Origin of the sequence: Shewanella sp. M-Br, from assembly GCF_036245925.1 — a bacterium.
GTDB lineage: Bacteria > Pseudomonadota > Gammaproteobacteria > Enterobacterales > Shewanellaceae > Shewanella > Shewanella oncorhynchi.
On the sequence record NZ_BJBV01000007.1, the window covers coordinates 34,551 to 46,952 of the forward strand.

General features: G+C 45.8%; 15 protein-coding genes. 10 read left to right on the top strand and 5 right to left on the bottom strand.

From position 1 onward, the window contains the following. Positions 1-2: 2 nt before the first annotated feature. Together AAA952_RS07270 and AAA952_RS07275 are read left to right on the top strand one after the other, a co-directional pair. Complete coding sequence (locus AAA952_RS07270) at positions 3-398, top strand: curli assembly protein CsgF (protein WP_131523187.1); 396 nt, start codon at positions 3-5, stop codon at positions 396-398. Then, positions 398-1,204, top strand: coding sequence for a CsgG/HfaB family protein (locus tag AAA952_RS07275; RefSeq protein WP_105251644.1), 807 nt, complete (start codon positions 398-400; stop codon positions 1,202-1,204). Before AAA952_RS07270 ends, AAA952_RS07275 begins: the two co-directional genes overlap by 1 nt. 147 nt (positions 1,205-1,351) lie before the next feature. Here the strand turns inward: AAA952_RS07275 and AAA952_RS07280 are convergent, their stop codons facing one another. Next, a complete protein-coding gene (locus AAA952_RS07280) occupies positions 1,352-1,957 on the bottom strand; it encodes a TetR/AcrR family transcriptional regulator (RefSeq protein ID WP_263148809.1) in 606 nt (201 codons plus the stop codon). A gap of 17 nt (positions 1,958-1,974) precedes the next feature. Beyond that, positions 1,975-3,399, bottom strand: a complete 1,425-nt coding sequence (locus tag AAA952_RS07285; protein WP_338255669.1) for a coniferyl aldehyde dehydrogenase — start codon at positions 3,397-3,399, stop codon at positions 1,975-1,977. A 227-nt stretch (positions 3,400-3,626) separates the two neighbouring features. Between AAA952_RS07285 and AAA952_RS07290 the strand changes: the two genes are divergently transcribed. The 3 genes from AAA952_RS07290 to AAA952_RS07300 all read left to right on the top strand — a co-directional run bounded on the left by AAA952_RS07290 (position 3,627) and on the right by AAA952_RS07300 (position 5,159). Continuing rightward, positions 3,627-4,010: a SpoIIAA family protein gene (locus AAA952_RS07290; protein ID WP_028761699.1), complete on the top strand. Its 384-nt coding sequence runs from the start codon at positions 3,627-3,629 to the stop codon at positions 4,008-4,010. Positions 4,011-4,118: 108 nt separating this feature from the next. Continuing rightward, the gene (locus AAA952_RS07295) at positions 4,119-4,550 is read left to right on the top strand and encodes a universal stress protein (protein ID WP_028761700.1); all 432 of its coding nucleotides are present in this window, start codon (positions 4,119-4,121) and stop codon (positions 4,548-4,550) included. A 171-nt stretch (positions 4,551-4,721) separates the two neighbouring features. Next, complete coding sequence (locus AAA952_RS07300; RefSeq protein ID WP_263199981.1) at positions 4,722-5,159, top strand: universal stress protein; 438 nt, start codon at positions 4,722-4,724, stop codon at positions 5,157-5,159. A 15-nt stretch (positions 5,160-5,174) separates the two neighbouring features. Here the strand turns inward: AAA952_RS07300 and AAA952_RS07305 are convergent, their stop codons facing one another. Further along, positions 5,175-6,032: a substrate-binding periplasmic protein gene (locus AAA952_RS07305; protein ID WP_338255673.1), complete on the bottom strand. Its 858-nt coding sequence runs from the start codon at positions 6,030-6,032 to the stop codon at positions 5,175-5,177. A gap of 151 nt (positions 6,033-6,183) precedes the next feature. Beyond that, on the bottom strand, positions 6,184-6,735 hold the full coding sequence (locus AAA952_RS07310) for a DUF924 family protein (protein WP_338255676.1): 552 nt from the start codon (positions 6,733-6,735) through the stop codon (positions 6,184-6,186). A gap of 207 nt (positions 6,736-6,942) precedes the next feature. Between AAA952_RS07310 and AAA952_RS07315 the strand changes: the two genes are divergently transcribed. The 5 genes from AAA952_RS07315 (at position 6,943) to AAA952_RS07335 (ending at position 11,774) form a co-directional block, all read left to right on the top strand. After that, the gene (locus AAA952_RS07315) at positions 6,943-7,269 is read left to right on the top strand and encodes a winged helix-turn-helix domain-containing protein (protein ID WP_338255679.1); all 327 of its coding nucleotides are present in this window, start codon (positions 6,943-6,945) and stop codon (positions 7,267-7,269) included. A gap of 25 nt (positions 7,270-7,294) precedes the next feature. Then, the gene (locus AAA952_RS07320) at positions 7,295-7,534 is read left to right on the top strand and encodes a carbon starvation protein CstA (RefSeq protein ID WP_338255681.1); all 240 of its coding nucleotides are present in this window, start codon (positions 7,295-7,297) and stop codon (positions 7,532-7,534) included. Between the two features lie 339 nt (positions 7,535-7,873). Beyond that, on the top strand, positions 7,874-9,163 hold the full coding sequence (locus tag AAA952_RS07325; RefSeq protein ID WP_338255683.1) for an NCS2 family permease: 1,290 nt from the start codon (positions 7,874-7,876) through the stop codon (positions 9,161-9,163). Positions 9,164-9,365: 202 nt separating this feature from the next. Further along, complete coding sequence (proB, locus tag AAA952_RS07330) at positions 9,366-10,484, top strand: glutamate 5-kinase (RefSeq protein WP_105251651.1); 1,119 nt, start codon at positions 9,366-9,368, stop codon at positions 10,482-10,484. Positions 10,485-10,496: 12 nt separating this feature from the next. Then, entirely contained in the window at positions 10,497-11,774 is a 1,278-nt protein-coding gene (locus AAA952_RS07335; protein WP_338255686.1) for a glutamate-5-semialdehyde dehydrogenase, read from the top strand. A gap of 104 nt (positions 11,775-11,878) precedes the next feature. Here the strand turns inward: AAA952_RS07335 and AAA952_RS07340 are convergent, their stop codons facing one another. After that, positions 11,879-12,187, bottom strand: coding sequence for a hypothetical protein (locus tag AAA952_RS07340; protein ID WP_338255688.1), 309 nt, complete (start codon positions 12,185-12,187; stop codon positions 11,879-11,881). Positions 12,188-12,402 lie beyond the last annotated feature (215 nt).

The following is a 12,402-nucleotide window of genomic DNA, read 5'->3' on the forward strand; positions in this document are numbered from 1 at the left end:
TAATGACATACAGGACGTTACTTGCTCTTGTCACGCTATGTGTGGCAAGCAGTGGCCAAGCCACTGAATTGATTTATACGCCAGTGAATCCCAGTTTTGGCGGCAATCCACAAAATGGGGCTTTTCTATTAAATAAAGCCCAAGCCCAGAATGACAATAAATCTACCTCGACCGAGAAGGACTTTGTCACCCGTTTTAAAGAATCCCTAGAGCGTAATATCATTAACTCAATCACCCGCGGTGTTGCTGATGGTGAAATTACCGATGGTGTTTATGATACAGGTGATTTTCGGATTGAAGTGGCTTCTACGGGAAATGGCGTGATGCTAACTATTACTAATACTGCAACCGGTGAAGTCACTGTGATTGAAATGCCGACATTCGGAGGAGTCAACTAATGGCCCGTCTAGTGTTAGTGAGTTTATTACTGCTAAGTGTGTCGGCCTGTAGCCTGATCTCCAAACCCGATTTAAATATCACGGCTGCCGAGGTTAACCCCTTGAGTGAGGTGATGCGTGGGTTGCAAACTCAACCAGGACCTAAGTTTCCTATCCCTGTGGCCGTGTATTCCTTTCGCGATCAAACTGGCCAATATAAGCCGCAGGCTAACGTGAGTTCGTTTTCGACCGCGGTAACTCAGGGCGCAACATCGATGTTGATGCAGACTTTGCTCGACTCTAAATGGTTTACACCCGTTGAGCGTGAAGGGCTACAAAATTTGCTTACCGAGCGTAAGATCAGCAACAAACAGAGCGGTACTAAGGGCGATGAAGTGCCCGTATTATCCACCGCCAGATTGTTACTCGAAGGTGGGGTGATTAGTTATGAGACCAACACTAGCACAGGCGGTAGCGGGGTCGAATACTATGGTATTGGCGCCTCTGAAATGTACCGTGAAGATCTGGTGACCATTTATCTACGCGCCGTGGATGTACACACAGGTAAAGTCATGATGTCGGTCTCAACCAGCAAACGTGTTTTATCCCAAGAAATGCGTGCGGGCTTGTTCCGTTACACGAGTTTAAATCGACTCGCTGAGGCTGAAGTCGGTTTTACTACCAATGAGCCAGTGCAATTTTGCGTGTTACAAGCCATTGAATTGGCGGTCGCTGAGCTGATTGATAAGGGTATCAAACAAGGTTACTGGAGCCCAACTCAAGTGGCGCAGCCAGCAGAAAAAGCCCAGGAGTTGAGTCAGGGCTAGGTGCTTGAAAGTCGGTATTAGATGCTAGAGCAAAGCAGACTTCTGCTTTAGCACTTAGTCGCGATAGCGAAAAAGAAAACCGAGCCAGTTAAGCTGACTCGGTTTTTTATTGCAGTTATTGCAGCAGTCAGTTGATATTTGGCTATTTTAGTCCGCTTGCATGGCCTTCCAAAACAGTTCAAAACTGGCATCGCGGTATGTTCTATCTGTCCCCAAGTGCGGGTTATCGATAAAGAATCGGGTTGCAGCTAGATATTGGCCGTGGCAGTTTTCTAGCATCAATTCGACTGGATAATGGGCGATTAGCCCCATCATTTGTCCCTGCTTAATGAGTTCGCTAATAAAGCCTAAGATGCTATTCATCGCTTGATCGCGCACCTTCGCTGCAATCATGGGTGACATTGAATATTGCTGAAAAAACAGTTGCTTGACAGGGTTATCTAGCGACCAATCTATCGCACTTTGCCATAGTTGTAGGGCATTGTGCTTAAGATCGCTGCCCTTATGGGTGTTTAACAGTAAGGCATCGGCAAATTCTTGTTTTATGGTAAGAAACAAAGATTCCATCAAGGCTTCCTTAGAAGGGAAGTGATGGAACAAGGTGCCCGTTGCTACACCTGCTTGTTTCGCAATCGAGGCGGTAGACGTGCCATGAAATCCTTGGCTGACAAAGAGCGCTAAAGCAGTATCGAGAATAGCTTGGCGTTTATCAGTCATGGTTTTAATGGGTTGTGCTGTTGATGGTTTATTCAAGATTTATCCCCCAATGACTAGCGCAAAAATAGCTTCATTAAGATGCGCTGGATAAAAGTGCCGTAGGGCGGGTGAACAAATTTGCCTGTGTTGAATCGGCCACGGCTGAGTACCGTTTTAGCGTGGCTGAAGGTCAAAAAGCCTTCCTTGCCATGGTAATGCCCCATGCCCGACGGGCCTATTCCGCCAAAGGGCGCATCGTCGGCGGCGACATGAAACACGGTTTCATTGATACAAACACCGCCAGAATGGGTCTGCTGGAGGATCTTTTGCTGAGTTGGCTCATCGAAACTCATCACATATAGCGCTAAGGGTCTGGCTCTGTGGTTGATGTACTGAATCGCTTCATCTAAGGAGTCGTAGCCAATGATCGGCAGTAATGGACCAAAGATTTCCTCTTGCATCAATAGCATGTCTTCACTGGTGTGAGTTATCAACTGAGTTGCGAGTTTACGATGTTGGCTATCTATGGCTTCGTCAGTTGCTGAAATAACACGGGCACCTTTTGCTTTGGCGTCTTCGAGCACTGTCATCAAGCGGTCAAACTGACGTGTATTAATGATGCTGCCATAGTCCTTATTGTGGTTAATGGTGCCGTACATGGCCTTAAACTTAGCTTGGTAGGCGGCGATAAAGTCATCCACCTTGGCTTTAGGGCAAAGCACATAATCAGGTGCGACGCAGATTTGTCCGGCATTCAAACACTTACCGTAAATCATTCGTTCTACTGCTATCTCAAGCGGCATATCGGGGGCGATAATCACAGGCGATTTACCACCCAATTCGAGTGTTACTGGGGTGAGGTTATTCGCTGCGGCGCGCATCACATGGCGGCCGACTGTGGTCGAGCCTGTAAAGAGTAAATGATCGAAGGGCAGGGCAGAAAATTGGGCAGCAATATCTGCCTCACCTTCAACAACCGCCACGTGGGATTCATCGAAGACTTGTGCCAATAACCGTTTTATTACTTGGTTGGTCGCTGGGGTAAATTCAGACATTTTGAGCATGGCATGATTACCCGCGGCAATGGCAGTCACTAGCGGGCCAATTGACAGCATGACGGGGAAATTCCACGGCACGATAATGCCGATCACCCCCAAAGGTTGATAATGCACTGTGACTTTGGCGGGTGCGAGTAAGATGCCAGCATGGCGAGCGCTGGGCTTGAGCCATTTTTTGAGGTTTTTCAAGCTGTAATTGATGTTGTTGATGACAGGCATAATGTCTGAGATCAGGCTGTCATCAATCGATCTATGGCCGTAGTCTTGGCTTAAGGCTTCGACTAAGGGGGTTTGAAATTGCAGTATGGCCGCCTTCAGTCGAGTTAATTGCTCCACTCGCGTAGCGTAATTAGGATTCGGTGCCGCTAAATAACTGCTGCGTTGGCGTTGGAGCAACTGAGTCAGTGGCGAAGTATTAAGGTGTTCGGTGGCCATATTCATAGTGGTTGCTCCAAGGGAAATGGTAGGCTGAGTCTTATTCGGTACTTTATTTAAGTAATCGTCTCGATTGAGTCTTTTATTAAATCAGTACCGACTGATTAGTCGGTTTATCCTAGCTTGCTTTAGTGAGATGGTGCAAGGTATCTGGTGTATTTTTGAGCAAGATCACGGCTTGTTGTGGCGTTAGCTTTTACACTAAATCAAGGGTTGTTACATAAGGAGTATGTATGGCATTGTTAAAGCACGGAATTTCGATTGGTATTGAGCGTTATGGTGATGATGATTTTTTCGTTACCTTTAAAGCTATCGGTACCTTAACTCATCAAGACTACGAAATGATGGTGCCTGTGTTGGAGTCTGCATTAGCTGGGGTGAAAGATCCTGATATCTTCGCCTTGGTAGATGTCACCGAGTTGGAAGGCTTGGAACTACAGGCTGCTTGGGACGATCTCAAACTTGGGGTGAAGCATATTCGTCATTTCGAGAAAATAGCCATCGTCGGTAAGACGACTTTGCAGGAAGTGTTGGCTAAATTGGCAAACTGGTTTACGCCTGCTGAGGTAAGGTTTTTTGTTGATAATGGCGATGCTGTTGCTTGGCTGAGAGACTAAGGTTGTGAGATGAAGTTTGTGGTCTGCCAATGCGCTAAATCGGGCGTTATAGCAGCACCGTAAAGATTCACCCAACAATCCATTCGCGCCATAGAAGGAGTACAAATTATGCGTACAGGTCAAATACTCTGGCCCACAGATTTTTCGGAAACTGCGGCCCATGCACTGAGTTATGCCATTGAAATGGCTAATCTATACCATGTAGGGCTAAAAATCTTACATGTGGTTGAACAGCCGATCGGTGATGAAAACTTTATGATTCTATCTATTACCCCTGAAGAGCTTGCTAAAAGCATGGAGGAAGCGGCGGCAACTAAAATGCGAGCACTATTGGATGGATTGAATACTGAGCTTCCTATCACTACCTTGATCCGCCGTGGCGATCCTGTCTATCAAATTTTAGAAGAGGCCAACAGTAAAGACATTGGCATGGTAGTAATTGCTAGCCATGGCCGAACTGGGATTTCGCATTTTTTACACACCAATGTCTCAGAAGCGGTGGCGAATGGTGCAGCTTGTCCTGTGCTTGTGGTTAAGTAACTGGCTTTGACTCTATAAATCCAAAGGGCGCTTATAGCGTCCTTTCTTTTTGATTGATAAAGAATAATTAATTGAAATGGGTACGCAAGAAGCATAGCAAACTGCTATAAAATAGTGGTATTTTGGCCTTAATAATTAGCTTAATTAAAAACTCAAATGATGGATAAGCTTATGCGTACTCAAGAAGTGTTATGCCCTACGGATTTTTCATCCACTGCGGCCCATGCGTTAAAATATGCGGTTGAAATGGCAAATGTTTATCACGTCGATATTCGGTTGTTGCATGTGACTAGCCCTGCCCGTGGCGCCCATTGTTATGGTATTGCGGTCGATATTCCCGCTACATTGGAAAATGAACTCAAAGCTTTCGTTGATGCAAAAATGCATAGTTTGCAGCAGGAAATGCAGCAGAACCTTACCGAAGGGCTCAATATTAAGTTAGTCGTGCGCCATGGTGATGCTATTGATGAGATTTTAGCGGAAGCCGTTGATGTGGGCATGGTGGTTATCGCTAGTCATGGTAGCAGCGGTTTAGCTGACTTTTTAAAACCCCACGTTACACAGGATATTGTTAAGTATGCTAAGTGCCCTGTGTTGGTGGTGAAATAACACTATGGGATAAGTTTAGTAGGAATCATTTTTGATCATTTTAGGTTCTGTTAACTTAGTCGACGCCTCTGCTTCATTGTCAAATGACATCAGGCGTCGATACTTTTCCTGCAGAGCCACTAAGCTACCATCTTGGGTAATTTGTTTGAGTCCCGCATTAAAATCATCCCGAATTTGTTCACTGAGAAACGCGAACTTGTATTCTGTAGGTGGGAATATTTGGTGGCAAATCGCCTGTTGTTTTAAGTCTTTCTCAGTCAGTTTGCCCTCAAGATAGGCCTGCTTTAAGTAGTATTTGAAAATATTTTTATCCATCACAACGACATCGGCCCTGCGCTTCATCAGCATATAAACCTGCTGCACTTGCCTCGCTTGTTCTTGGTAGCCGCTATTGGTCTTAACCATGTTGGCAAACTCTTCCCCCAGTAACGATGATGCACGTTGAAAGGCGACGACTTGTTTGTTGTTTAAGTCTTCTATGCTATTGATGTTAAATTGATTACTCTCGAGGCTAATGGCGCAGTTTTGGTAGGTTATCGCAACGTTGGAATAAAAAACGTTGTTAATCATTCCTTCTTTGATGTTGATGATGCCATCGAGTTTACCCTCCCTGAGTTCATGGAAAGTGCGCGCCAGTGGTAAGTAGTGGATAGAAGCTGTATGGCCTTTAACGGCGAGGGCTTGGTTAAGTAATTCGAGTTCGATCCCGCTATTGGTTGCTTGGATGACATAGGGCGGGATAGACAGGCTGACGCCTATCTTAATTTCAGCCGCTTGGCCGAGATGAGCGCCACATAGGATGAGTAACCCCATTAATTTATAGCGGTTACGACGAGCCACTGAGCTATTTGGCTTATTTAGTTTATGCGCCATAAGTTACCAACACCTCCGCGGTATACACTTGTAACTGTGTTTGATACTCGCCAAGTCATTCCATGACTTTCTTGAGTAAGTGTAGTGTGTCTGTGAACTCAGCACGGCTTTATTTATCAAATACACATTAACGTTTTAACCTATGACAGGCTCAAAAGGATGAGCCCGGCTCAGTTAGAAAAGCAATTTCCTCCGCAGTAGACTCCCTGCCTAAGATAATATTTCTATGTGGATAGCGGCCAAACCTGTCGATAATCGCTTTATGGCGCAGTTCAAACGTTAGGTTTGTTATCGCAGCTTCGCGATTAAACAGTTTTACTGCTACTTGGTGAATGGTTGCCGATTCGCTGTGCATATAGGGCATAAATAGAAAAGGGACTTGTTTGGATTTTAGTGCTGTATCGACCCGTTGGGCAACGGCTTCTTGGGCAAGCACTAAGGCTATCGCATCGGCTTCGAATGCGGCAGGCGTATCGCGGTAAATATTACGGGAGAATTGATCGAGCACTATGATCTCAGCCAATCGACCTTGAGGCGTGATTCGCCAATGTGAAAGTTCTCCCCGCTTAGCTTGAAGTAGTACACCTTCGAAGCGCTGTTTGATCTGGGTATCAAATTCAACATCTTTAATCCACCAGAGCTTTGGCTCAATGTCTTCAAACCAAAATGTCAGTATTTGATCGGCTGTAATTGTCTGGCTCATTTTAGCCTTTCTTCATAGGTGTTGAGTGATATTAGAAATAACAGTTGTTGGGGGAGGATGACAAGTCGTTTCGTTTGATTTAAGTGCAGATTTGTTATCTGATGATCTTGTCGCGAACCGTAAGTATTTAGTATTGGCTATTGCCTTATTGACTGAATATAAAGTAGTTTTGATGATAATTACTTTTGTTTCCAGACAGGTCATCCTATGTCACTTTCAATGCCAGCATCCCAACAGGTTTCAAAGCAAAATAAGGCGTTTCTGCGTAAGTTATATTTGGCGCATTTAATGGATGATGACCGCCATAATCTATTATCACTCAATAAGTTAACCGGAATGCCTCGCCGAACTTTACAGGATGCTATCGCAGCTTTTGAGGATATAGGTATTCGAGTCGAGTTTGTGCAGGAAGGCAGCCGTAACAATTCAGGTTATTACCGCATAGTCACCTGGGGGCCAATCAGCAGCGCTTGGGTCGATACCCATCTAAGCGAAATCGCTGAGCTGATAGGATGTTACGAGAAGTCAATTTAAACGCTGTTTTTTACCAAGGACGAATTTGAGAACTCTTCAACTGTTAGGTTTTATTCTTGCCATCGCAGGCGTCATTTTAGGATATATAACGCTAGCATCTATTGACGGTCAAGCATCTGAAGCTTCTGCTGGGGCTGCGGGTTTAGGCATGATTTTTATGGTATTACCAACCTTTGGCTGTTCTGCGTTAATGTTGGTACCTTCTTCTTTAACATTATGCAAATCAGAAGTAAGGCTACGTACCTATTTTAAAGGGAGTTTTTAGTTGAGTCTGTGGAAATTGAATTTAGTTATTTCTGCTGTATATATCCTTGTTACTCTTTATGTGGGTGTTTATGGCTACAAATCAGCATTGGTCGCTAACGAGTGAATCATCTTGTTCATAATATGTTCATTTTTTATGCTTAACCTTCAACGCGAGTCTCACCCGAGGATATTGCATTCGTTTGCATAGATATTTGAGCATTTTCTCTTCGTTACTCCTTTGCCAATTTTCTGGCCTGACCAGCCTAAACTCCCTATAATCGGCTGCAAATGTCATCACGTTACATAGTGTTCACATCTAAATACCCTACATACTTAAAATAAAAAGGAACCTTGTTCCATGTTAGAAAAACTGTTCAAGCTGAAACAAAATCAAACGAGCCTCAAGCAGGAAGCGGTCGCAGGTTTGACAACATTTATGACGATGGCCTACATCATTTTTGTGAACCCAATGATGTTAGCCGATGCGGGCATGGACCATGGAGCTGTATTTGTAGCGACCTGTTTGGCGGCGGCTGTCGGCTGTTTGGTTATGGGGCTGATGGCGAATTATCCCATTGCGTTTGCTCCAGGTATGGGACTTAATGCCTTTTTTACCTACACAGTCGTGGGTGAAATGGGTTACAGCTGGGAGACTGCGTTAGGCGCGGTATTCCTGTCGGGAATTTGCTTTTTAATCTTGTCCTTAGTGCGTATTCGAGAATGGATTGTAAATAGTATTCCCATGTCGTTACGTATCGGTATTGCTGCAGGTATTGGTTTGTTCCTTGCGCTGATTGGCCTTAAGAGCGCCGGTATCGTGGTGGCAAGTCCTGCTACGCTAGTGACGCTGGGCGATATCACGGCATTTCCGGCGGTTATGGCTGTGCTGGGCTTTTTCCTCATTATTGCTATGGTGCAGCGGGGAATGAAGTCGGCGGTGATTGCCAGCATTCTGATTATCACTGGCCTAGGATTAGTGTTTGGTGATGTGCAGTATCAGGGCATTGTATCAATGCCCCCTTCAATCGCACCTACATTTATGAAGATGGATTTATCCCAAGTATTTGAAGTAACTATGCTATCAGTCGTTTTTGCCTTCTTATTTGTGGATCTCTTCGATACCTCTGGCACCTTAGTGGCGGTTGCACAGCGCGGTGGTTTTCTCGATGATAAAGGCCGTTTACCACGTCTGAATCGTGCCTTAACCGCTGACAGTTTAGCAACCATTGCGGGGGCGGCTTTTGGCACTTCCACCACGACAAGTTATATCGAAAGCACCGCGGGTGTGAGCGCGGGTGGTCGTACTGGTTTGACGGCCGTTGTGGTGGGATTACTCTTCATTGCTGCGTTATTTTTATCGCCATTGGCGGGGATGATCCCGGCTTATGCGACTGCGGGTACACTGTTTTATGTAGCGATTTTGATGATGTCGGGACTGGTGCATGTCGAATGGGAAGATTTGACTGAAGCCGCGCCTGTGGTGGTTGTGTGTATATTAATGCCGCTAACGTTTTCTATCGCGACGGGCATTGCCTTTGGGATCATCTCATATGCAGCAATCAAATTACTCACAGGTCGCTTTAGCGATCTTAATGTGGGCATTTTAGTATTAGCCGCATTGTTTGTAGCTAAGTTTGTCTATGGTTGATGCTGTCGATTAATTCACCTGCACAGTAAAAACTCGCAACGTAGATTGTTTACATTTTTTGAGGGCCATCTAATCGATGGCCCTTTTTAATGCGCGATTCTAAGCAAAAACGAAAATTTATCTCGAGTTAATAACTCCTTGCTACCAATTACTCAGCGGATTAGGTATAAGGATTGTTCGGTTATTTTGTTACAAATGAATAATGAACTTAAGTGAGATTGCGTATCGCCGCGTGGTAGTGAAGTTAGGGACGAGTGTGCTGACCTCTGGCAGTAAACAGCTAGATAAAGCCCACATGGTTGAGCTTGCTCGTCAAATGGCCGCACTGATGAAGTCAGGGGTCGAAGTCGTATTATGCACCTCAGGGGCAATTGCCGCTGGGCGTGAACATCTCCAATACCCGACGCTGCCCGACACTATGGCCAATAAGCAATTGTTAGCCGCTGTCGGGCAAAGTCAGTTGATCCTCGCTTGGGCACAACTCTTTAGTATTTATGGGCTGCATGTGGGCCAATTGCTGCTGACCCGTGCCGATTTGCAGGATAGGGAGCGTTACCTTAACGCCCGCGACACGCTCAATGCCTTGTTGGCGAATAATATTGTGCCGATCATCAATGAAAACGATGCCGTTGCCACCAATGAGATCAAAGTGGGCGATAACGACAATTTATCGGCGCGCGCAGCACTCTTATGCGATGCTGACTTATTGATTTTACTGACGGATCAAAAGGGCTTATTCGATGCGGATCCACGCACTAACCCGAACGCTAAGTTAATTTCACAGGTGGTGAAGATTGACGATAGTTTGCGTATGCTGGCGGGCGGTTCTGTATCGGGTTTAGGCACGGGTGGTATGTCGACTAAATTGGAAGCGGCGGATATTGCTCGCCGTGCAGGCATCGAAGTGGTTATCGCTTCTGGCCATCACCCTGATGTGATCAAAAAAGTGGTCGCCAAAGAGTCAGTCGGTACTCACTTTAGTGCCATCGAAAACCCGCTCGAAAGCCGCAAACAGTGGATTCTAGCGGGACCTGCGACTCAAGGTTCTTTAGTGCTTGATGCGGGCGCGGTCAAAGCCGTGACTGACAAGGGCCGCAGTCTATTGTCTAAAGGTATCGTAGGTGTTAAAGGTCAGTTTGAACGTGGTGCAACGCTGCAATTAGTTGATCAACAAGGTAAAGTGATTGCTAAAGGGATGACTCGATACTGTGGCCAAGCCCTGAGTTTGATTGCGGGTAAGCATTCCGACGAGATCGAGTCTGTACTCGGTTACGATTATGGTGACGCAATAGTGCACCGCAACGACATGGTTGTCTTATAAGCGAGGTCTATTTTGAGTCAAATGAATCAAGATCAGTATTTACAGCAACTTGGCCAAAATGCCAAACAGGCCAGTTATGCTTTAGCCAACTTAACTGCGAGCCAAAAGGCTGACTTACTCGAAGCTATTGCCGATGCGCTAACGGCAAACTCCGCCGCCATTTTAGCGGCTAATGCTAAAGACGTTGCCGCCGCTAAGAACGATGGATTAACGGAGGCGATGATCGACAGATTGTTGCTCGATGATGCGCGTTTAGCGGGCATTATCGGTGATATCAGCGATGTGATCCGCCTTGCTGATCCCGTGGGTGAAGAGTTTGGCAGCAAGTTATTAGATAACGGTTTAAGGCTGACTCGTCGCCGCGTACCGCTGGGCGTGATTGGGGTTATCTACGAGGCGCGCCCGAATGTGACAGTCGATATCGCGGTACTGGCCCTTAAAACGGGTAATGCGGTGATCCTCCGTGGCGGTAAAGAAACCCTTGAATCGAATAAGCTTATCAGCGAAGTGATCCGCGGCGCGATTGTTGCCCAAGGTTTACCCATAGATGCGGTGCAATTTATTGATTCTTCAGACAGAGCCCTAGTGACAGGTTTACTTAAGCTCGATCAATATGTCGACATGATAGTGCCGCGCGGCGGTCAAGCATTGCAGCGCTTATGTGCCGAGCAAGCGACCATTCCGGTGATCTTAGGCGGCATTGGTATTTGCCACTTGTATGTCGATAAAAATGCCGACCTTAAGCGTGCCTTAGGCGTAATCGCTAATGCCAAAGTGCAGCGTCCAACTGTGTGTAATGCCCTTGATACCTTACTGGTGGATGAGCGCGTGGCGAGCAGCTTTGTACCGCAAATTGCCGAGTATCTGCATCGTTTAGGCGTGCGTTTTTCAGTTTGTGACACAAGTTTTAGTCTACTGGATGGTTTAGGGTTCGATGTGACGCTTGCTAAGTCTGAGGATTTTGGCATTGAATGGTTGTCATTAACCTTAGGTATCAAAGTCGTGAGCGATATCGATGCCGCCGTTAGCCATATTCGCCAGTATTCTAGCGGCCATTCGGAAGCCATTTTGACCGATGATATTCATGCAGCGGCGCACTTTATGAATGAAGTGAACTCAGCCGCCGTGTATGTGAATGCCAGTACTCGTTTTACCGATGGCGGTCAGTTTGGTCTTGGCGCTGAAGTGGCGGTGAGCACGCAAAAACTGCACGCCCGCGGTCCAATGGGGCTTGAGGCATTAACCACATATAAGTGGTTAGCTTGGGGTGATTACACTAGTCGTGTTTAGCGGTAAATACCGATAAACCCAAAGCCGTTAACCTACTAGGTTGACGGCTTTTTTGTTTGCGGTATCCAACTGAATAGCGACATTAATGTGTTTGGCTAACGAGTTTAGCTGCTTATGGCGAGCGGGGTATAAGTAACAAGTAACCAGATACAGAAAAATATCGTCGACATAACGATAGTGAATTTACGAAAGGCCTTGATGTATTCCAAGGTATAAATAAAGTACTTTTCTTGTACTCTGCGAGTGAGTAAAACCGAAGGCAGCATAAAACTGCAATAGAGCATGACTACCATAGTGGTAAAACTGTTTCCCCAGAAATGCTCATAAATAAATAAGGCGATGCAGAGTAGCATGGCGCACCAACTGATAGGGCTGATGCTATTTTCTGGATTCCATTGGGTTGATTTTTCCATCTGACTATCCTTAGTCGATTTGTACCTCAGTACAATTTATAGACGGATATCTCGGCTTTATCAAACGCTTTCCACTGTTAGACTCAGTACGCTGGCCAGTTTGTTGCCGTTTGAGCCTTGTTCACCATTTATCCAATATGAGCGCGTACAACTTAAAGTGGAGTGAATTCCTTACTTAACGTCGAATGACTTGTGCTTAATGTGGCCTGGATAGC

Bases quoted from the DNA above. Each gene is read 5' to 3' on its own strand.
- AAA952_RS07270 (WP_131523187.1), top strand. From the start codon at position 3: ATGACATACAGGACGTTACTTGCTCTTGTCACGCTATGTGTGGCAAGC.
- AAA952_RS07275 (WP_105251644.1), top strand. From the start codon at position 398: ATGGCCCGTCTAGTGTTAGTGAGTTTATTACTGCTAAGTGTGTCGGCC.
- AAA952_RS07285 (WP_338255669.1), bottom strand. From the start codon at position 3,399: ATGAATATGGCCACCGAACACCTTAATACTTCGCCACTGACTCAGTTG.
- AAA952_RS07290 (WP_028761699.1), top strand. From the start codon at position 3,627: ATGGCATTGTTAAAGCACGGAATTTCGATTGGTATTGAGCGTTATGGT.
- AAA952_RS07295 (WP_028761700.1), top strand. From the start codon at position 4,119: ATGCGTACAGGTCAAATACTCTGGCCCACAGATTTTTCGGAAACTGCG.
- AAA952_RS07300 (WP_263199981.1), top strand. From the start codon at position 4,722: ATGCGTACTCAAGAAGTGTTATGCCCTACGGATTTTTCATCCACTGCG.
- AAA952_RS07305 (WP_338255673.1), bottom strand. From the start codon at position 6,032: ATGGCGCATAAACTAAATAAGCCAAATAGCTCAGTGGCTCGTCGTAAC.
- AAA952_RS07310 (WP_338255676.1), bottom strand. From the start codon at position 6,735: ATGAGCCAGACAATTACAGCCGATCAAATACTGACATTTTGGTTTGAA.
- AAA952_RS07315 (WP_338255679.1), top strand. From the start codon at position 6,943: ATGTCACTTTCAATGCCAGCATCCCAACAGGTTTCAAAGCAAAATAAG.
- AAA952_RS07325 (WP_338255683.1), top strand. From the start codon at position 7,874: ATGTTAGAAAAACTGTTCAAGCTGAAACAAAATCAAACGAGCCTCAAG.
- proB (WP_105251651.1), top strand. From the start codon at position 9,366: ATGAACTTAAGTGAGATTGCGTATCGCCGCGTGGTAGTGAAGTTAGGG.
- AAA952_RS07340 (WP_338255688.1), bottom strand. From the start codon at position 12,187: ATGGAAAAATCAACCCAATGGAATCCAGAAAATAGCATCAGCCCTATC.